Source organism: Flavitalea antarctica, assembly GCF_054461535.1.
On sequence record NZ_JBTLQG010000004.1, the window covers coordinates 80,893 to 102,721 of the forward strand.

Annotated in this window: 17 protein-coding genes; 3 read left to right on the forward strand and 14 right to left on the reverse strand. The window is 43.9% G+C overall.

What is annotated here, in order from left to right:
- Nucleotides 1–178: 178 nt before the first annotated feature.
- The gene (locus ACX0G7_RS06210; RefSeq protein ID WP_458922567.1) at nt 179–1,642 is read left to right on the forward strand and encodes an Ig-like domain-containing protein; all 1,464 of its coding nucleotides are present in this window, start codon (nt 179–181) and stop codon (nt 1,640–1,642) included.
- 80 nt (nt 1,643–1,722) lie between these two features.
- Here the strand turns inward: ACX0G7_RS06210 and ACX0G7_RS06215 are convergent, their stop codons facing one another.
- From ACX0G7_RS06215 to ACX0G7_RS06240, 6 genes are all read right to left on the reverse strand, one after another.
- Complete coding sequence (locus ACX0G7_RS06215) at nt 1,723–2,016, reverse strand: winged helix-turn-helix domain-containing protein (protein WP_458922568.1); 294 nt, start codon at nt 2,014–2,016, stop codon at nt 1,723–1,725.
- 10 nt (nt 2,017–2,026) lie between these two features.
- Entirely contained in the window at nt 2,027–2,626 is a 600-nt protein-coding gene (locus tag ACX0G7_RS06220; protein ID WP_458922569.1) for a hypothetical protein, read from the reverse strand.
- Nucleotides 2,627–2,637: 11 nt separating this feature from the next.
- Nucleotides 2,638–3,240, reverse strand: a complete 603-nt coding sequence (locus tag ACX0G7_RS06225; RefSeq protein ID WP_458922570.1) for a hypothetical protein — start codon at nt 3,238–3,240, stop codon at nt 2,638–2,640.
- Between the two features lie 98 nt (nt 3,241–3,338).
- Complete coding sequence (locus tag ACX0G7_RS06230) at nt 3,339–3,983, reverse strand: hypothetical protein (RefSeq protein ID WP_458922571.1); 645 nt, start codon at nt 3,981–3,983, stop codon at nt 3,339–3,341.
- 43 nt (nt 3,984–4,026) lie between these two features.
- Nucleotides 4,027–4,317, reverse strand: coding sequence for a 2TM domain-containing protein (locus ACX0G7_RS06235; RefSeq protein WP_458922572.1), 291 nt, complete (start codon nt 4,315–4,317; stop codon nt 4,027–4,029).
- A gap of 45 nt (nt 4,318–4,362) precedes the next feature.
- Nucleotides 4,363–6,624: a TonB-dependent receptor gene (locus ACX0G7_RS06240; protein WP_458922573.1), complete on the reverse strand. Its 2,262-nt coding sequence runs from the start codon at nt 6,622–6,624 to the stop codon at nt 4,363–4,365.
- 375 nt (nt 6,625–6,999) lie between these two features.
- On the opposite strand from ACX0G7_RS06240, the gene ACX0G7_RS06245 reads away from it, so the two are divergent.
- Both ACX0G7_RS06245 and ACX0G7_RS06250 read left to right on the forward strand, forming a co-directional pair.
- Nucleotides 7,000–9,453 (forward strand): M14 family zinc carboxypeptidase, encoded by a 2,454-nt coding sequence (locus tag ACX0G7_RS06245; RefSeq protein ID WP_458922574.1) that lies wholly within the window; start codon nt 7,000–7,002, stop codon nt 9,451–9,453.
- A gap of 49 nt (nt 9,454–9,502) precedes the next feature.
- Nucleotides 9,503–11,854, forward strand: a complete 2,352-nt coding sequence (locus ACX0G7_RS06250) for a T9SS type A sorting domain-containing protein (protein WP_458922575.1) — start codon at nt 9,503–9,505, stop codon at nt 11,852–11,854.
- Nucleotides 11,855–12,164: 310 nt separating this feature from the next.
- Here the strand turns inward: ACX0G7_RS06250 and ACX0G7_RS06255 are convergent, their stop codons facing one another.
- The 8 genes from ACX0G7_RS06255 to ACX0G7_RS06290 all read right to left on the reverse strand — a co-directional run bounded on the left by ACX0G7_RS06255 (nt 12,165) and on the right by ACX0G7_RS06290 (nt 21,698).
- Nucleotides 12,165–12,752 (reverse strand): hypothetical protein, encoded by a 588-nt coding sequence (locus ACX0G7_RS06255; RefSeq protein WP_458922576.1) that lies wholly within the window; start codon nt 12,750–12,752, stop codon nt 12,165–12,167.
- Between the two features lie 333 nt (nt 12,753–13,085).
- Nucleotides 13,086–14,666: a F0F1 ATP synthase subunit alpha gene (atpA, locus tag ACX0G7_RS06260; protein ID WP_458922577.1), complete on the reverse strand. Its 1,581-nt coding sequence runs from the start codon at nt 14,664–14,666 to the stop codon at nt 13,086–13,088.
- A gap of 53 nt (nt 14,667–14,719) precedes the next feature.
- A complete protein-coding gene (gene atpH / locus ACX0G7_RS06265) occupies nt 14,720–15,283 on the reverse strand; it encodes an ATP synthase F1 subunit delta (protein ID WP_458922578.1) in 564 nt (187 codons plus the stop codon).
- A gap of 134 nt (nt 15,284–15,417) precedes the next feature.
- A complete protein-coding gene (atpF, locus tag ACX0G7_RS06270; RefSeq protein WP_458922579.1) occupies nt 15,418–15,912 on the reverse strand; it encodes a F0F1 ATP synthase subunit B in 495 nt (164 codons plus the stop codon).
- A 120-nt stretch (nt 15,913–16,032) separates the two neighbouring features.
- Complete coding sequence (gene atpE, locus ACX0G7_RS06275) at nt 16,033–16,281, reverse strand: ATP synthase F0 subunit C (protein WP_458922580.1); 249 nt, start codon at nt 16,279–16,281, stop codon at nt 16,033–16,035.
- A 70-nt stretch (nt 16,282–16,351) separates the two neighbouring features.
- Nucleotides 16,352–17,518, reverse strand: coding sequence for a F0F1 ATP synthase subunit A (atpB, locus tag ACX0G7_RS06280; protein WP_458922581.1), 1,167 nt, complete (start codon nt 17,516–17,518; stop codon nt 16,352–16,354).
- Between the two features lie 79 nt (nt 17,519–17,597).
- Nucleotides 17,598–19,394 carry an ABC transporter ATP-binding protein gene (locus ACX0G7_RS06285; protein WP_458922582.1) on the reverse strand — a complete coding sequence of 599 codons (1,797 nt, stop codon included), beginning with the start codon at nt 19,392–19,394 and terminating at the stop codon, nt 17,598–17,600.
- Between the two features lie 57 nt (nt 19,395–19,451).
- Nucleotides 19,452–21,698 (reverse strand): hypothetical protein, encoded by a 2,247-nt coding sequence (locus tag ACX0G7_RS06290; protein ID WP_458922583.1) that lies wholly within the window; start codon nt 21,696–21,698, stop codon nt 19,452–19,454.
- Nucleotides 21,699–21,829 lie beyond the last annotated feature (131 nt).

Sequence of the window (21,829 nt, forward strand, 5' to 3'; positions counted from 1 at the left end):
AGATTATGATTCTTTTGGTTTAGATATATTTATTATTCTCCAATAACTATGTAAGTTCCAGGGTTATGTTGAAACCCCTGATCGTTCCTCACAAAGACAGTATCTGCTCCTTTGAATGCCCCGCCGGTATACCCGGCCATGCTTAACTCATATTGTCTAACTCTGAAACTTACATTTAATGAAAAGAACATCTCTTCATTCGCTGCTGGCGGTAGCCTGCACCTTTTTAACGGTTGGGGTAAATGCCGGAACGCAGGAAAATTTTAACTCAAGGAACTCAGCGTCACTTCAACGTGTGAAAGCTTATTTGCAGGACCAATGCTGGTTATTCCGTGACTTCGAAATCAATCGCGCCGGATGGACACCGGGCATAGATGGTGATGGCGCCATGGTTTCTGGCACTGCTGCTGATGATTCAAAATTCACAGCCATATTTACTCCGTTGGTAAAAATCAATGGGAAAATGAAATTGTCTTTTGAGTACAAATTCAATACAACCTTAAGTGAAGGTGCAGAAAGATTGCTGACAATAGCCATTACAGACTACAACAACAATGTTGTAAAGGAACTTGACAATATTACATTCTCAGCCGTTGATGCTGGCACAGTCCTCAATTACAAAAACGAGTTTTCTGGTATTGAATCCGGCGCTTACAAATTAATGATTAAGTATGCGGGGCATGAAGGTGCAACACGTATTGCCATCGACAATGTTAACCTGGATGCAGAACCGGTATTTACGACTGGCTGCAAAACCGCACCAGTTGCTGCTTCGGACCTTGTTGTCGGAGAACCGAACCGCAGCGCAAAAGGCAACCTGCTTGATAACGATCTGATCGTGGATAAAAAACTCTCGGTGAGCTATACCGTAACGGATTCAAAAGATGGTGAAGTAAAAATTGACAGGGAAGGCAACTTTGAATTTACACCTTCGGCGGGTTTTAGAGGGACAGCAACATCATTTACCTACAAAGTATGCGACCTCGGATATACACCACTTTGTTCAGAAGATGCCAGGGTGTCGATTAAGTTCCCGGCAGGTGGTGTTTCGGTAAAAGAAGAAATACTATCTCAAAGCCTGAATGACTTCAAGGGCTTTTACCAGGAAGATGGCAAGGTTGAGATCAAATGGGTTACCAACTTTGAACAGAACTCAGAAAGGTTTGAAGTAGAAAGAAGCTTCGACGGTGCACATTGGATAACTGCCGGTACTTTGAAGGCCCAGGGGGTATCAACAAACAAGCTTGCTTATAACTTTGTGGACAAAGTTGGCCGCAACGTAGTGCACAAAAAGGATTTGTATTACCGGTTGAAGCAGGTAAACATGGATCAGAAAACATCTTTCAGCAAGATCCTGGTTGTAAGGGTGTTCAATAAGAAATCGCTCAGGATGGTTAGTGTTACACCTAACCCTGTCAAAAATGACATCTCGGTGAACGTACAGTTAAATGAGAATTCATTTGTGGTGATGAAGATAGTTAATATGCAAGGGAACGAAATGATGAGGAAATCTCAACGTGTTGATGAAGGCCAGAGTAGTTTTGTGATGGATGGTTCCAATAAACTCACACCGGGCATGTATTTGCTGGAAGTGACAGTGAATAGCAAAGACAGGATGATTGCAAAGTTGTTAAAAGAGTAATTACTTGTAACCAGGAATAACCGCGTATAAAGAAAAGCTTCGGACAAGTTCCGGGGCTTTTTGTTTTGTTACCACAAATTTTATTTTCCGGCGGAGAGATACGATTGAAGGTTGTGCACATATTGCTCAAAAGCAGCAACACCTGCAGGCAGGATCCTGCAAATAGTTTGCGGGTAGTTGTCTTTGAATTGTTTGATTACTTCTATATATCCAGCTTCTTTAAGTTTGTTCACCTGGACGCTCAGATTACCAGCAGTGGCATTTGTCTTCTCCTTGATAAATGTAAATTCAGCCTCCTTTACGCTGATAAGGAGGGAGACAACGGCAAGACGCAATTGCGAATGTAATATGGGATCTAAGTCTTTGAAGTCCATCTTCGGATTTTCACTTTACCAACAATCTTTTCCTGTAAGCCGCCTTCAACATATAGCCCGGTACCAGGTAACCAAAAAAAATCGCAACTGCTGAAATCATCATATCATAACGAAAGGGATCGATTGCAAACATCAGTATAGCAGCCACCCAGTTTATATAAGCGCCAATAATTAATGGTTTGAAACGCAACGCGCTTCCATGTATGTACATCCAGAATGCATACAATAAATAATAGTATCCAAACACATGACCACCATCCCCGGAAAAAAAACCACTTGTTATAATTACGATCAGGCTTATATAAAATCCGACCTGTATTTTATGAAGCAGGCTCTGCACATAGGTACGCACTGCATGAACTTTCTCCTTCCGGGCATAGATCACAATAAAAATGAGTGGACCTATAATAAGTGCACTGTTCCAGACATACCCGATATAGCGTTGAAGTGCCAGGTAAGAAAGCACCACAGAACTTACTGAAGCGATAAAAAGCAACCAGCCCCAGATCAGCCATCCATCGCCTTTTTCATGATGCTCATCCCGGGCCGCACCGATCATCTCCCTGATGATGCGAAAGCTTTCTGCTCCTGATAATTCTTTTTCTTCCATGTGTAAATCGTTTAAGCTAATTTTTGTTTGTTAAACCTCGATCTCATCATATATCCGGGAATGATCCATGCAATGACCACTCCGGCAGCAAGGAACAACAAATGAAAATCCGGTGCTGAAAGGGCGGCAAAAATGGAAAGTATCCAGCAACAGATTCCGCCTGCAATAAGTGGACGAAACTTCAGGATCACACCGGAAAGAAAAGTCGGCATGCCATATAATGCCAGGAAGCCGGGATTGATAAGCAGGTAATAGGTTGGTCCCATGATTACGCCAAACATTACTCCAAATAACAACATCAGTATCACAAAAACCAGCCACACGCTTCCTAAGATCTCGTCTGTATACGTTTTGACACGTTGCTGTTTTTTCCGCCTGTACAGGTAAACGAACTGGTAGCCGACAGCTACCCAGGTTAATAGCCAGACGAGGTTATGATAAGGCGTATAGAAAAAATTGATGATCACAAACTGCGAAACACTGCAAAATAGAACCACCCATCCCCAGAGAAGATATAGGTGACCATTGTCGCTAAACTGGTGTTTGGCCCTGTTGATCATAGCGTGGATGATCGCCAGGCTTTCTTCGCCACTTGTTAATTTGTCATTTTCCATAACGTTTCAGTTAATGCCTGAAGGTCAGCTTTAATATTGTTCGCAAAATAGAGATTGTCCGTGGTGATATCTCCACGGACAATTCACATTATATGCACCTATTTCGCCTGGGCAACAAAATACTTTGCCTGTGATAAACCCCACTGCGGATGAATCGGTGACTCAGGCTTTACTTCCCCGAACTTTGCCACGGATGCCTCAAATAATTTTTTTGCTTCGGCCTTGCTTCCACCAAATTCTTCAGGCGTGTAGAACTTGTCCTGGCCTTCCAGCAAAAAGATTCTCGGACTGTTTGGATCAATTGATTTCGCTTTCGCCAGGGCTTCAGCGCCAACAGGTCCATAGGTCTGCCACCGCGTCATTGGATCTGCCTGCATCCTCAGGTTACTTATCATTTTTTTTACGATCCATATTTCGGCATTGTCTTTCTTAAGCTCATCTGCCTTATTGATCAAAGCTTCGGCTTTGTCAGCCAGCGGATCAGTTTTGTCTCCCTGGTTTCCTCCTGTCATCAGCCCGCTCATCACATTGCTGAGGGCTGCATAATAGTAGGGAAGCCACTCCGTTTTCTCAGCATCCGCAATCCGCTGAAACTGGTTCGCAGCAGCTGTCCAACCCTCAACGGTGCGGATAGAGTCCAATGCGGTCACAGGTCCGGTCATGGCTTTGATCATCTTGTCGTTTTGCGCAGAAAGATTTATTACAATTGCAAAGGTGGTGATCAGGGAAAATATTTTTTTCATGTTTCTGATTTTTGAAAGTGTTATAAGATTGGGTTGTTATAGATTATCTTTTGCTACGGATCAGTTTTTCATATTCCCTCTCTACATTGTTTGAACGAGGAAAAACATAGGCACCGAGAAAATGGAAGGTTAGTCCGATACCCCATCCTAAAGTTGGCCAGACCGGCCATACATATGAGTTGTCGCTATCTGCATTGAACATCCAGAATAACCACATAGCTCCGATTACCACGATGTAGGAAATGAGATGATATTTAAAGCTCGCCCGTCTCCGGGCCAGTTCCCAGATATAGGGATCTTTACCCTGGGGTGTGTTCTCGTAATGATCTGACATACTTAAAGGTTTATAGATTAATAGATGATTGACAATTGATTCTATTTATAAAGTATTGTTGATAACATCCTGTGTTCTGTCCACTCCCATACTGATAAAACACCCCAGGAAAACAAACCGTCTCGCTGTCGGTAAAATGGGGGACTTACGGGAACCATTAGCCGAATAATTATATCCGAACACCTGGTTACTTCCCAGGACATTATTCAGAGAAAACACCCAGACTATAAAAGTCCTGGACGTGGGCTTACCGATGTTTGGGAGATAGTTTACGCTCACACTCATACTGTGATAGTCTATCGTTTTACCCTGGTCGGCTATAGTGAATTTCCCCTCGTTGCCATTGTACCTGAGGTTATAGTAAGGACGGCCGGTAGCATAAGTGTATGATCCATTAAACTGAGTTTTCCATTTGGTGATAAATTTCTTTACCACAAGATTTGCCGTATGTTTTGCCGCAAAATTCGGCTGCATGGAATTCGGGAAATTAAGGTAGTCGCGTTTTGTATCAAGATATGAGTATGAGATCCAGTAATCAACATTTTTGAAAGTCTTCTTATCTCTCCAGAACACTTCAATGCCTTGTGCGTAACCATACCCACCGTTTCCTATGCTATCAGCAACAGGACCTCCTTTGGTAGAATAAGTCTTAACCAGGTCATTGTATTTTTTATAGAACACCTCAACCCGAAAAGTGTGATCGCGGGTAACTCTCTGGTAGTTTACTATATAATGAGCAGCCTTTGTATACAGCAGATCATCATAGGCCATGTTTCTGAGAAAATAGTCTTTCTCTGGTTTCTGATAAAAAATGCCATAAGCCAGCGATGCCTGCCCCTTGTTTCCGACTTTGTAGGCAAGAGATGCACGGGGAACGATATTGGTCTTATCAAGTAAAGATGAATGTTCGATACGACCTCCCAACTTCGCAGCCAGTGCGTTGGTGAGGTAAAAATCAACTTCTGCAAATCCGGCTTTGAGATGATCATCAACAGAGGTAATAATATTTGACACGTATTGATTACTGAAATCGATTTTATCCTGGTAGAATAAGTATTCGCTACCGAATCTCAACGCACTCAATCCATAAAGCTTCCTTTCAAATACGGTCTTTATTTGTGCAAGGCTGCCGTTCCCTGTCATCGCGTAAGACTTTGTATTATAAGGTGCGGCTTGGGGATAAAGATTTGTATTGAATTCGTTTTGTAAATCGTTGTTTATCTTGTCTGTGTTTGCTGAATAAGAAGCTGCCAGGTTTAACTTCCACCTGGTTCCCAACTTTTCTTTCCAGGAAAGATTAGTATAAACATTCGCATTCCTGAGGCCAAATGCATTTTTGAGACCAGCGGAATCGATGTCAGGCTGACGCAGGCCAAGATTTGTTGTATTGAAATAAGCAAAAAACTTAATAATACCGGTTTTGGAAGTTTTTACCCGGAAATTTACTTCTCCATTGTGCAGTTCAGGCACTTTGAAGTTATCTATACGTTGTTTTACAACGGCAAAGTATGCGGCCAGGTTGGTATAATTATAATTGATCCCCCAGCTGGACTTTTTGTTTTTTGAAAGGTGCTGGTAACCGGCATTTGCACCAACGGTTGATATACCAAAGTCGGCTGAACTCTGGTCAGCAAGATCAACTGATTCCAGGATAAGGGCCGAAGACAATGCCTGGCCATACAATGCTGAATATCCGCCCGAACTAAAAACGGTTCCCTTGAAGATGAACGGTGAAAACCGGCCACGCTGAGCAATATCCGGCACACTGCTGTAAAAGAAATTATTGACAACAGTCCCGTCGATGAATACTTTAGTTTCTTCCGCAGTACCCCCACGTACAAACAGGCCTCCATTCTCTCCGACCTGCTGAGCCCCGGGCAAGGTCCGGATTGCGCTTGTTATATCGGCGTTCGCACTGGCTGTGGTTACAATGTCTATCGGGTTCAATACTGTCGTTCTTTTTGTATCACTTGCTTCAAAGGTTCCGGCTGTGATCACAACCGCTGTAAGTTCGTTAGGCTCTTCTTTGAGGATCGCATCTACTATGGCCGACTTGCTATTTATATTTACCCGGATCTCGCTAAGCTTATACCCTATTGATGTAACAAGAATCACTTTGGTGCCTGTCTCCGAAGTTTTGAAGGCATAAGCCCCGGTGCTGTCGGAAGTAGCCCCATCATATGAGTCCTTTATTGCGATGCTTGCGCCGTTGATCGCCCTACCCTTCGCATCCTTCACTTTCCCCGAAATCATGGTTTGCGCAGTTGCAAGCAGGCAGGTTAGCAGTAAGATTATGAGTAGTGGCATAAAACGCATGTTCTGTAAATTTGATCCAAATGTAAACTAGTTTATAATATAAACCAAATGGAATTTTGAGATTTTTTAGGTTAAATCTTGTCGATTTAGGGGGAAACCTGCTCGTCAACGGCAGTCCTGGGTATAGGGGAAACAGTATTTATCGGGATCCGGACAGGGATTGCAGCAAATGATATAGAAGTACTTTATATTTGTTAAGTATTCGTAATCAATCGGATATCTACCGAGAATTTTAGATAATAGGGGATTTTACGAGGGGTTATTACGAAGTTCACCGCCCGAACAGTGATGTCAAAACTACTTTTGCGGATCCAATTTATCGCCGTACCTAACATCAGATTAGAACCCTAACCAGATCCGACCCCTATGTTATCGAGAACCTTTAGAGCATGTCTTCCGCTTGTGATGATCCTTACCTCACAGGTGTTGAACAGCCAAACGAGGTATTCACGCGTAAAAATTGCTATCCCGCCCGGAGGCATGCAAACGCTGATTAAACTCGACCTTGATCTTGACCACGGAGACTTCAACAAACTGGCCGGAACATTTACTTCTACATTACATGAAAACGATATACTAAAGCTCCAACAGGCCGGTATTGCTTATGATGTTATTGTGAATGATGAAATAGCGCTTTTTCAGCAAAACAACCAAATCACTGAAGGTGATCCCGAGATGCTGATGCAAAAAGGAAAGCTCCATTTTGAAAACTCATGCGCTACACACCTGGCAGGTATATCCAAACCAGTTGGTTTCATTTCGGGCACCTACGGAGGCTATTATAGGTTTAGTGAGATGCAGGCAAGGATTGATTCACTGGTGAATCATTATCCCACGCTTGTGCAGAAGATTATATTACCGCAAACAACAGCAGGTGGAAGACCGTTAATAGTAGTTAAGATCTCTGATAACGTAACAGTAAACGAAAACGAAGCTGAAGTTTTATATACGGGCCTCCATCATGCAAGGGAAGGCATGAGTATGATGAACCTGTTTTTCTTTATGCAATACCTGGCGGAAAATTATGTGACTGACCCGGACATTGCAGCGCTTGTTGATAACCGGGAGTTGTTCTTTATCCCTTGCGTGAATCCCGATGGCTATGTTTATAATGAAACAAATACGCCGGGGGGTGGTGGAATGTGGCGGAAGAACAGGCGCAACAACGGATCGGGCAGATACGGTGTTGATCTGAACAGAAATTATAATGTGGACTGGGGAGTATCAGGCCCCAACATTAACATCTCAACAGATCCATCCAGTGATTCTTATATAGGACCGTCATCTTTTTCAGAACCGGAAACGCAGGCCATCCGGCAGTTTGCGCAGGCCCGTCATCTAAAGCTTGTAATTGACCATCATGCATACGGCAACTATTATGTCACGCCTTATGGTGTTCCGGCGAACCATCCTTTCACCACAGCTGACAGCAGGTTTTACAAATATGCATCGGCGCTGATGGGAAAATACAATGGCTATTTTGCCGGGGATGGTATGGAGACTGTCAATTATTATGCAGTTGGTAACTCGCGCGATTACCACATGGCTGGTGACATAGGCATTGGCAACAAACAAAAAACTTACGGCTATACGGTAGAAGTAGGACCGTCCTCACTGGGATTCTGGCCTTCCGCCAGCAATATCCTGCCCATTGCCAGGTCAATGTTTTTCGCCAATCTCCAGATGGCCTATATGGCAGGCGCGTATTACGAGATCCAGGATCGTGATAAAATAGCGGTTAACGCAACCACCGGCAACTTTAATTTTAGCTTGTTAAGAATCGGCATAAGTACCGGGCCTGTTACTGTCAACATTATTCCCATTCAGAATATTCAGGCTGCCGGGCCTGCTTATGTTAACGGTGGGCTATCCAACTACGGTGACACTGTACATGGGCAGATAAATTATACGCTTTCAGCAGGAATCAGCGCTGGCGACAAGATCAGGTTTGTATACCAGGTCAATACAGGTGGAATATTGTTGAAGGATACCATCGAAAAAATCTATCAACCGGCCATCCTGCTCAACGAAGATGTTGAAGGTTCACTATCAAACTGGACGTTCACCGGCTCATGGGGAGCATCCTCAATGTCAGCGTTCCAGGGTAGCAGGTCACTTAGTGAATCTCCTGCATCAAATTATGGCTCTTCTGTAAGTTCCACTGCTACTTACAACCAGGTTTTGGATCTTACTGGTGCCACTGCTGCATACTTGTCGTTCTGGGTAAAACATCGTGCACAAAACGGAGAGGACAAACTCCAGGTACAGATTTCACCGAATGGCATTGGAGCGGGTGCTTCGTACGCAGCTGTGTGTGGTCGCCATACCATTGCAGAAACCAATCCACCTGTTCTTACTGGTATACGTGAAAACTGGACCAGGGAAACAATTGATCTTAGTGATTATGTCGGACTCTCAACCATAGGATTGAGGTTCGCATTTACATCAGACGCAAGTGACAACGATGACGGGTTCTATATTGACAATATCGAGGTGGTGAAGTCACCTGCTATTGTGCTCGATACAAAGTCGCCTGTCGAGGTAAAAGACAATCACCAAAACATCGCGGGCAAAGCGAGGCTATATCCGAACCCGGCCCATGAACAACTCACACTGCAACTGCACTCATCTGCTCCTGTCAACTACCTGATCACCATTTCATCGATTACCGGTGTGAAAGTCAGGGTAATAAACACGTTGGTAACAGGGCGATTTGAAAAATCAATTGACATATCTGACCTAAAGAACCAACTATATATAATCACCATCAGCTCCGATGAAACCGGGGAACGATTGGTATTTAAAATATTGAAACAATAACAGTTGTTTCACCACAAAATATCTATGAACACATTTTTATCCAACGCCTATGAAACCAAATTTTACCTCAACATTACTTACAGTTCTTTTGCTGGTAATGGCAGAGATCGTCGGGGCACAAACCCTTGATCTGAGTAAGACGGTTGACAACATTACCACCGGAACCACAGGCACTCTGGCTGCCCAGACGCACATCCTGGAATATACTATTAATGTCAGGAATCTTTCGACCCAGAACCTTACTGCTTCGAAGATGATGGATAACATCCCTGCAGGATCAGTATATGTTCTCAATAGCACTACGCTCAATGGAGTTGCAGTTGCAGACAGAACAGGTCTCATGCCTTTTACCGGTGCTGGCAGCGCCATCCAATCACCGGGCGCTTCATCTGGAATATTAAGACCGAATATCACTGCAGTTATTAAATTCAGGGTAAGAGTTACCGCGAATGGCGGAAATATCAGGAACTCTGCGGTAGTTGAATCACTGTACCAATCAAGTGCAGTTGTCCAGAACACCAATACCGTTTTTACAAATCTAAGTCCCGATCCCACCTGTTCTATGGTCTACCAGTCAACTTCGAGTACAGTTGATGGATTCCCGCAGTCACCATCTAACAGACCATACCGTTATATCAAATTGCTGAATACATCAAACGGAACCGCCAGTTCCACAATTTATAACGGCGCAACCGGTTTGTGTTTCGATGCAGTCAGCGGGGCATCGCTCACTGCCGGCTCCGTGTTACTATATGCTTCTGCTATCGCTTATGATAAAGCAACCAACAGGATATATTTTGTGAACAACAACAGTACAGCACCACAGGACCTTTCTTATGTGGATCTTAATTCAACACCTGTTGTAGCAAAGCGATTTACCGGTTATCCTGTAGAGACTACAACGGGTGCAGGTTATAATGTGAATCGTATGTCATTTGCTTCTGATGGTTTTGGTTATGCGATCACCGAAAATGGTATGGACATTATCCGGTTTTCAATGAATGGTGCCGGGCTGCCTGTAATCACAAGGTTAGGTGCATTGCTCAATGCACCTTCCAACGGAACGATGGATATTCTCAACGAAAAAGGTGGAGACATTTTCGGTGACGGATCAGGCAATCTATACCTTGTAGCAAACTCAAGTAATTTGTATAAGATCAATCCGAATACCAAAGTGTCTACGTTCCTGGGTTCGGTTAATCCTTTCCCCGGAACATCCAATTCAATTGCAGTTGATGCTTCGGGAAGTGTGTATATCGGCGGTGCATATCAGAATGTATATACGGTGAACCTGGCAACCATGGCTGCTTCATCGATTACAGGAGGAAGCACTATAAACGTGTGGACGAACGGAGATTATACCAGTTGTGCATTTCCGGTGCTCGCCCCTGCCCTCACGGCAAACAAAACTTACAGTAATATTAACGGCAACCCCTTTGTTGTTGGAGGTGATACTGTCGAATACAGGATCGAGGTCTCCAATACAGGCAACATAAACGCTGCAGGCGTTAAGTTATATGATGGCATTCCGGCTTCTACTAATTATATAGCAGGAAGCACCACGATCAATGGAGTAACCGTACCTGATGTTTCGGGGGCAATGCCTTATTCAATACCTGGTGGACGGTTGATCAGTTCAACCGGCGAACAACCTGGTATCATAAAACCCGGGGCAGCGAACAAAGTTGTTATGACATTCCGCGCCCGGATTGATCCACTAAACTACGTCTGCAATCAATCGCGGATCACTTTGCTGGATGACAACGGCAATACGATGTTTATTAATTCCGATGATCCGGGTCAAAACGGTGGTCAGAATCCAACTTGTTTTTATTCTGATGGGGTACTACCCGCATCCCACATCTCACTGAAAGGGACCATATACCATGAACAGAGTAATCTCGCGTGGACAGTCACTACAGACCAGGAAGTAAGTCGTTATGAAGTTGAGTTCTCGGCGGACGGCAGCAATTTTGTTCATGCAGGTACAGTCTCTGCAAGAAAGGATGGCTCATATGAAAACCGGTATGCCTGGACTGATAACAGCAACAAAACTGCGACCCGGTTCTATCGCCTGAAGCTGATCGGCATAAATGGTCTTTACACACACTCACAGGTGATCAGGCTATCCGCTGGTAACAAGCCAATGGTGACCGTGCTTCCGAATCCGTTTGTGAAAGAACTGAAGATTGATTTCCAATTAAGAAATAATGAGCATGTAACAATCAGGATCGTGGACTTCCAGGGCAGAACGATAGTTGACAATAAGCAATCATTAAGCAAGGGTAATCATACCGTAAAGCTGGATATACCAGCAAACGCGGGGAATGGCATTTTTGTGATCGAAGTATTCAGTGGAAATGAAAAGATCCTGGTTAACAAACTCATCAGGCAAAACTAAAAAATTAAGGCCCGGCTTAGAAAAGCCAGGCCGTTGTTGATCGTACCCTTTAAAATAAAACGTTTACTATATAACGATAGACAATATGATACCTGGTACGAGTGTTTTATGATCTGAACTACTGATCAACATTTATCTGGTTGCTTCCTTTCGTTTATGCTTGTTTGAATCAGAGAGGAAAATAAGGCCCAGCTTAGAAAAACCGGGCCGTTGTTGATCGTACCCTTTAAAATAAAACGTTTAATATCATTTGTTGAAAAACTTAAGAGCTTGCGTTATTAGTGACTTGAGTATAAATTGATTCGATAGATTAATTTTTAAGTGACACAAATAAATTCTCGTAAGTTTTATTTGAAGAAGCAAGTTGAACCGGCGTGTATACAGGCTGTTCGTTCGCATCAAGGATTTTAATCCTGTAATAAATTGCACCTTTTATGTCGGCACTGAGATTATCAAAATACTGGTAGTCAAATTTCGCCGTTGAATCAGGGGAAGTAAAAACCTTGGCAACTTCCCTGAAAGGTTGACCATTTACACTTCTTTCTATAACATAAAAGTTTGTGTTCACATCCTGGTAAGAGGTCCAGTTGATGACTGCCCTTCGGTTATGCAGGCAAACCTTGAATGAACTATCAACGATTTCCATATTCTTTTCCATCGTTACCTTCTGCCCGGAACCGTTGTTGCGGGAAAGATTCATCCAGTTCGCTGCTCCGCCTTCATTTGTTTTTATCGTTTCGCTCCATGATGCTACAGCAGCGATATGCTGATAACCCGACTTAACGATTGCCAGCTCCTGCGAAAATGCGGGCAACGAGATAATGATTATGAATACTGAAAGTGTGATTTTTTTGAGATATAATCCTGACAGATTATAAGAGCCTGGGTACGTTTTCATACATTTTTATTTTAGGGATCGGGAATACGTGTCGTGGGCTCACAGAAGATTGGAGAACAGCGGTTATTTCCGAAGGAAAATGGAAAACGTAAGTCAGCGGATATTCAGAGTACGGTCTTAAGAGGGATTGGAGATCAGTAGCGATCAGCGTTTGATCGTGATACAAATAAAGAGACAAAATTCTGATATTGCAATAGAGGGTGGAAAATTTCTTCAAAAAACATTTAGGTCATAATATAGCACTCTAGGTATCAGCTGAATAAGCTTGCAAAATGGCATAAAAAAAACCTCCCGGGGGAGGTTTCATTATTATAGTGCTTTATGCTGACCGGATTAAGCTTTGTATTGAGGAATGATGCCATTGGCAAGTTCCACCATTTTCTTAAGTCCGTCTTCAGGAAGATTACCTTTTTTAAATTCTGCAAGAATTTCAGGATACTTGTTTTCCATCTCAAGCAGGAAATGCTCTTCGAATTGCTTAACCTTACGAACTGCTACTTCACGCAGCAATCCCTGGGTACCCAGATAGATTATGGCAACTTGTTTCTCAACCGCAACCGGAGAGTACTGAAGTTGCTTTAACACTTCCACATTACGTGCACCTTTGTCGAGTACCACTTTTGTGGCGGCATCAAGATCACCTCCGAACTTCGAGAAGGCTTCCATTTCCCGGTACAAAGCCTGGTCGAGCTTAAGTGTACCAGATACTTTTTTCATTGATTTGATCTGGGCATTACCACCCACACGGCTAACCGAAATACCTACGTTGATAGCAGGACGGATACCAGCGTTGAAAAGGTTTGACTCAAGGAAGATCTGGCCATCGGTGATGGATATCACGTTTGTCGGGATATAAGCAGATACGTCACCAGCCTGTGTTTCGATGATCGGTAAAGCGGTGAGTGATCCTCCGCCCTTAACAAGATGACGGATCGATTCAGGAAGATCGTTCATGTCTTTGGCAACACTATCATCACTGATCACCTTTGCAGCACGCTCAAGTAAGCGACTGTGCAGGTAGAATACGTCACCAGGATATGCTTCACGGCCCGGTGGACGGCGCAACAATAAAGATACCTCGCGGTAGGCCACAGCCTGTTTTGACAGATCGTCATAAATGATCAGTGCAGGACGACCGGTATCGCGGAAAAATTCTCCGATGGCTGCACCTGCAAAAGGAGCATAGAACTGCAATGGAGCTGGTTCAGAAGCTGAAGCGGCAACAATCGTAGTGAATGCCATTGCGCCGTTGTCTTCCAACGTTTTCATTACCCCTGCTATGGTAGATGCTTTCTGACCGATCGCAACATATATACAATACACTGGTTTGCCGGCAGTGTAAAACTCTTTCTGGTTGATGATGGTATCTACAGCGATCGCTGTTTTACCTGTCTGACGGTCGCCGATGATCAACTCACGCTGACCACGACCGATAGGAATCATGGCATCAATAGCCTTCAACCCGGTTTGTAGTGGCTCCTTTACCGGTTCGCGGTAGATAACACCCGGAGCTTTACGCTCGAGTGGCATTTCATATAATTCACCTGTAAGTGGTCCTTTTCCATCGATCGGCGCTCCCAGCGTGTTTACAACCCTGCCAAGCATTCCCTCTCCCACCTTAATGGAAGCAATCTTGCCAGTTCTTTTAACCTGTGCACCCTCTTTAACCGCACTTGGATCTCCCATCAATACCACACCTACATTATCTTCTTCAAGATTCAAGGCAATTGCCCGAACACCGTTTTCAAATTCCACCAGTTCACCGCTACTTACGTTGTTCAATCCGTAAACACGGGCTATACCATCACCCACCTGCAATACAGTACCTACTTCTTCCAGGTCCGCTGAAGCGTTAAAGTTGCTCAGCTGCTGACGCAGGATAGCCGAAATTTCATCGGGTTTAATTTCTACCATGTTTTATTATTTAGTTTTATTCTTTCAATGTACAGGCAGCCTCTGATTTGATCCTACCTGATGTTATAGATAAAGTCGTTATTCAAGAATTGCTGTTTGATGGCATTCAAATCATAGCTGATACTTGCATCCACCAGCGTATCACCCATTTGCAATACAAAACCACCAATCAGATCCTCTTTAACTTCAGTCTTCAATTCTATGTTTTGTAAAGAAGTTGTGGACCTGACCTTCTCAATGATCATTTGCTTTAATCCTTCGCTCGCCGGCGTCGCAGTAATAAGCTTCACCACAAAGATGTTTTTCAACACCTTGTATTGATTAATATAAGCAGTGATGATCTCTGGTAGAAATGCTTCGCGCCCTTTCTGAATCAACAGCCTATTGAATCCGGCAACAATCTCGCTTACCTTGCCTTCAGTTACGGTTTGAAGAATGGCTTGTTTTTTATCCGGTGTGATAACCGGGCTGCGAAGTATAACCAGGAAATCCCTGCTCTGTTTTAGTACCGACTGCAGATACAACATGTCGTTGTACACGCGGTCAAGCTCGTTCCTTTCTATCGCTAACCCAATCAGGCTCTTTGCGTATCTGCCTGCTAACCGGGGATTTTGCATAATATATTTTTACTGATTGAACACAGAAGCTTTGAAACTTCCATGTAAAATGTTTTGATTCGGTAAAGAAAATTGGTCCCTTTATATAGATCAGATTTCCTCGTTGATCACAGCAGTTCCGACTGCCGGTGTTCCTAGTTCAATTTTACGTCTGAAGCCAGTTGACGAATAAAGGTTTCCTGTTCTTCTTTGCTGTTCAATTCACGACGCAGTACTTTTTCTGCTACATCAATCACAAGAAGTCCAACCTGGTTTTTCACATCGGTAAGTGCAGCCATCTTTTGTGTCTGGATAGCAGCGTTAGCTTCCGAGATGATCTTATTCGCTTCCACCTTAGCTTGTTCCTTCGCATCTGTCAGGATTTTCTCCTTGATGTCCCTTGCTTCCTTCAGAATCTGTGCTCTTTCTTCACGGGCCTTGGCAAGCAAAGCTTCGTTTTCGCTTTTTAACTGAGCCATTTCTGCTTTAACTCTTTCAGCGGTTGCGATAGACTCCGCAATTCCCAGCTCTCTTTCTTTCAAAGACGCCAGGATTGGTTTCCATGCAAACTTCTTAAGAATGAAAAATACGATACCAAAGGCCAACAGGGTCCAAAGTAATAATCCAAACGAGGGGGTAAGTAAATCCATATTAAATAATATTTTTAGCTGTTTTAATCTCGCTTCTAAAACCAGTTTAATACTGCTTCTTTAATCAGAAAAAGATTACTGCATTCTCCGCCCTTTGCTTTGAATGCAGTAATAAGTTGACTAAACGAACATAGCCAGGATACCTGCGATAACTGCGAAAAGGGCAACACCCTCAATAAACGCAGCAGTCAGGATCATGTTAGCGCGGATGTCGTTACTGGCTTCGGGTTGACGGGCAATAGCTTCAACAGCTCCTTTACCGATCTGACCGATACCAATACCAGCACCGATTGCAGCTAAACCTGCGCCGAGTGCACCACCTGCATTCGCCCAGGGTACTTCGCTTAACAAAATTGTCAAAAGATCCATAATTGTGTTTTTATATACTGATTAAAAAAAGACTTGACACTAATGCTCTTAAACCACATTCAACTTATTCTTACGCTATCACCGGATCATCATAACCTTCCTTCTTCGGATGGTGTTTATCATCGTGATGCGTATCCTCATGATGATGTGTATCTTCTATCGCCTGACCAATAAAAACCGCGGTAAGATTAGTAAAGATGAATGCCTGGATAAATGCTACCAATACCTCAATCACATAAATGAACACAGCAAACGCGATCGAAATGGGTGAAAAGCCCCAACCGATAGCTGCATTCAGGCCGCCAAAAATAAATATCAGGGAGATAAGACAAATAATGATGATGTGACCAGCGAGCATGTTCGCAAAAAGACGAATGATAAGTGCAAACGGTTTTGTGAATATGCCGAGTATTTCAACCGGAACAAGGATAAACTTGATACCGCCTGGTACCGGGGGATTGAAGATATGGCTCCAGAAATGTTTGTTTGCACTCAGCATGATAACCACAAACGAGATCACTCCCAGTACGGCGGTAAAGGCGATGTTGCCGGTTACATTTGCCGATCCCGGAATCAATCCGAAAATATTATTGATAAGAATGAAAAAGAAGACAGTCAGGAGATAAGGCAGATATTTTTCATATTTTAATCCCAGGTTCGGCTTGGCTACCTCATCCCTTACAAAAGTGATTACCGGTTCTACTGCATTCTGCAAACCCGTTGGTGCCTTCGTTACTCCCACTCCTGTCTTATATTTTCGAGCAACATTAGTCATGATGACCACCAGCAGGATCAGTGCGATAAACATCTGGACCACATTACGGGTAAGAGAAAGATCATAAACCTTAACTGTCTCATCAATTTTGCCATCCGCAGTGACCGCATGGATCTTACCATGTTCTAACTTATAGCCATTATAGATCTCGTGCCCGTGATGAAATTTTGAAGACATAAAAACATCCGTACCACGTTGAGGAGAATAGAGTATCACCGGCAGTGGTATAGAAACATGATGTTGCTCGCCATCTTTGCCTTTGTAAGAGAGAAAGTGAAACTGATGAGCATCAAGTACGTGCTCAAAAATCACCTCGTTTGCGTTAAAACCTTCCTTCTTGGTATGTTCTTCCTCCTGTGTGTCGCCGTTGTCATGATGCTGCGCAAACGCACCCTGTGAAAACAGGACTAAACTCAGGCTAAAAACCGCCACCAATAAGGATTTAACACGTTTAACTGGCATACCTTTCTCTAAATTTGGCGCAAAGATAAGAAGGGATAGATTAATATGAAGTGTTTTGACAGGAAAAGGGGAAAGAAATTTAAGATTTCACTGTCGCCTTTACCGCTGTTTTTGAAAACTGCATCTCGTACAGTTTGGCGTAAAAACCCCCTTTTGCCAGTAATTCATCATGCGTTCCGGTTTCCTTGATTTCACCCTTATCGAGCACAATGATCTTGTCTGCCTTCCTGATGGTCGACAACCGGTGAGCAATAATTATCGAGGTTCGTCCCTGGATCAGCGTTTCGGTGGCGTTTTGTATAAGCAGCTCACTTTCAGTATCTATAGACGAAGTGGCTTCATCCAGGATCAGAATTGACGGGTTATAAAGCAAAGCCCGGATGAAAGACAAAAGCTGCCTTTGCCCGAGACTGAGTGAACTACCCCGTTCCATAACTTTATAATCGTATCCTCCGGGCAGTCGCATTATGTAATCATGCATGTCAATCATTTTCGCGGCATTGATCACTTGCTCCCTGCTAATAGCCGGGTTGCGGAGCGTGAGATTGTCCATGATCGACCCTGAAAACAGGAAAACGTCCTGCAACACAACACCAATGTTCTTACGCAGAATATCAAGCTTGAAATCGTTGACGTTTACATCATCAATCTTTATGGAGCCCTTCTGGATATGATACAGCCTGTTAATAAGGCTGATAATCGATGTTTTACCGCTCCCTGTATGTCCAACCAATGCTGCGGTTTGTCCTGGCTCAAGAGTGAAATCAATATCCTTCAGCACATAGTGGTCATCGTTGTAACCAAACCACACATGGTCAAACCTGAGTTTTCCTTTTACGGTTTCCGGCGCATAGTCACCTTGAGCGCTGATGACATCATCATTATCCATTACCTTAAATACCCTTTCACTGGCAACCATCCCCATCTGCAACACGTTGAATTTATCTGCGATCACCCGCAGGGGCCTGAAAAGGAGGTTCAGGCACAAATAAAAGGAGACCATCTTTCCCAATAACTCTCCTGCCTGTGCAGGAGGCATTTGCACCGCATTGGTGGCGGCCCACCAGACCATAAGACCCGTTCCGACAGCAAGTACAATCTCCACGATAGGAAAAAATACAGAATATGCGAAAATGGCATTGATGTTTGCGTTTCTATGCTCGGTGTTGATTTTGCGGAACTTAGCAGATTCGCGGCTTTCGGCAGCAAATGACTGCACGATCTGCATACCCGTGATATGCTCCTGGACAAAAGCGTTGAGTTGCGCCACAGCATTACGGACCCGGATAAACGATTTATTGACGCTTTCTTTGAAAATATAGGTTGCTACAATCAGTATCGGGAAAGCAGCAAGAGAAATAAGGGTCAGCCGCCAGTCTACGTAAAACATATAACCCAGGATGGCGACGATCGACAACATATCCGCGATGATAGGTATCAGGCCATCTGCGAAAATATCATTGATAGATTCTATATCGTTAATTGTCCTGGTAGTAAGGGTACCGATCGGCGTTTTATCGAACTGGGAGAGATTGAGGGATAAGACCTTCTCATAAACAGCCACCCGGAGATCTTTTACAACTGTCTGACCAAGCCATGCGGTAAGAAAAGTAAAGTAAAATCTCATCCCGGTCTCCAGGAATAGCAGGGCAATCTGTATAACAGTGATCCATACTATCCAGTCAATCTTGTTTTGCCGGATAAAATCATTGATGGTCAGCTGTATCAGGTAGGGCCTCACAGGCGACATTACCGCAAGGACGATCGCAAGTGCAAGTGAAAGGTAAAACTTTGATTTGTATGGTTTCGCGTAGAGAAACACTCTTCGCAGCAGGCTCAGATCCAGAACTTTCTTTCCTATCGTCTTTTCAGGCATAACGGCTGCAAATATACAACTTCAGGGTTGCCCCCTGTTGCCGGAATATCCAGAACGTTATTCCTCCATTTGTTTACGATAAGCTTTGATAAATATCGCCCCGAGGTTTTTATAAGGCGGGATATAATCATCAAACTTTTCCTTTGCCGCGGCATCATTCCGGAATCGGCCACCAAGATCTTTCCACATAGAGATCCAGTCAATATTGCGGCCCGCTACCAGGGAAGAATTGATTGCCTGGATTATCGGCTCATTCACAGTTTTAGTGCCCACTTGTTTGGAAGATATGATATGTGCGTCAGCACTCACATTCAGCACCTCATTGAGGTTGTTGTATCCGCCGCAGGATCCCAGCACCACGATATGTGCAGAGGAAGGCAGGTTTTTGAGGGTCGAAGCCAGGTGGTAACTGTGCCCACGATGGATCACTACCGTAGGATGAAGATTTTTTTCATTAAGGTATTCGATCAAAGCCTGCTGCGCCGCTGCATCGGGATCATTTTCGCCGTATAATGGCTTATTCGCAAAAATGGCAACGGGTTTGCCTCGGGTAGACGTGATCGCTACCCACTGGCGGGATGGGTTCTCGGTGATCTTCCATTCCGGTTTTCCCTGGAACATCGCCATAAAGTTGACATAGGAATTCTGACCGTCTTTGTCATCATCCCCGTAAAAAAACACCTGCTGAACAACTTTTCCCGCTGAATCTGTCAGCGATTTATAGTCAACAGTATAAACCGGGGGAATGCCCAGTTTTGAAGACAGGTCCACCTTCCGGGTCGTGTCAGCCGATTCAAACAATACCTGGAGCAGGTTATAGATGACCATGCCCTTTTTATTGTTATGTCTCACGTTATTTGCATAACTCGTCCTTACCTCATCCAGGATATACCGGGCTATTGCGGGATTTTTGTCCATGATACTGCTATAGGAGTCTGCCACATCCACAGCATCTTCAAGGTTACCCTTGTCTTTCGTACGCTCAAGGCCAATAACAAAGGCTTTGATAAGTGTGCTATCGTTGCCTTTGCCCATCCTGGACATAAAATCGTTAAGTGTATTATAACCGGCCGCCATCTTGATAAACTTGCGGAAATAATCGCCGTTCACGCTCATCAGCAGGCTATCGGCCCTGGGCACAGCCATTCTCTGGAATATTCGTTTGTATACATTCAGATAACTCGAAGTGTAAATTTCATCTTCTCCCAGGACAATCAGGTAGTACAATTCCTGGGGCGTGAGTCCCTCGAGCCGTTTAAACCGGATGTTCTCGTTTTCGTTCGCATGGAGCGCGTTGATTTCCCGGATAAAATAGTCCTTTGCTTTCCGCGCCATCATATCGGTAAGGGAGCGCATTTCGAAGGCTGTATCACGGGTTGGTGGCAGAAGTCGCCTTGCATAATCAATCCGGGTATTAACCATCAGTCGATAGTACTGGACGTCGTTTTCCTTTACTTTATCAATATCGGCAAGGGTTATGCGGCCCTTGAGTACGTTGTCAAGGAAGGGAAAATAAAGCTGGCCGCTTTTGCTGTTCGCCATCTGTGCCACCGTCCTCACCAGTTCATCAGGATGGTTACGTATCCTTGTACCGAGTGCGTTTCTTGAAGCTGCGTAATCGTAAAGTTTCCTGATGTCACGGTCAGCTGCGATCTTGATCAGGGAATCCGCATATGGGAGATATGGTATCTTTCTGAGCTCTGGCAGGATCTCGTCGGGATAACGAAAAAGATATTTGAGCAGAACCGTCACCTGCGAAGGCCTGAGGCCGGGATTTTCAGGAGGATATATAAAGGTTTCTGTCAGGATCTTTGCGACCCCGTATTCGTTTGCCTGCACAACTGGTTCAATGCTTTTGCCTTTCTTGTCGAGCTCCATACACTCTTCAAACGCATCCACCAACGCGGGCGAGATAGCGTAAGTGTAGTCTGTCTTATTGTATTTATCAGCATAACTTTTTACCATAAGTTCCAGCGAACGCAGGTATTTGGTCTTTAACTGACCGGTAAGGGTAGAATCAAACTCGATCTTCTGTTGGATCTTGTCGACTCCCTTGATCAATGAAGCGGAGATCAGGCCTTTATTTGATTCGGAGATTGCAAATTTGACGGAACCGTCTGGATTCAGGAGCCTTTTCTGTTGTTTATCAACGTTTTCGTGCCATAGCATCCTGTCGAACGATACCTTGAACGGGTAAGACGTTTGTCCAAACCCTGTTTTTCCCATAACCACCAGCAAGCTTACTGTAAAAAACACTTTATACATATAGTCAACACTCTGATAATAGATCAAATTTACGTTCAATTAGTTGTATGGAAGTTTGGTAATTTGGTCTCGCTACTTGTTACTGCTTATTCAAATCCCGTACCTAATGATGCAAAAACCCTTATTTTCTGATGTCCGATGTCAAGCGAGTGTGATCTCTGTATTAACAA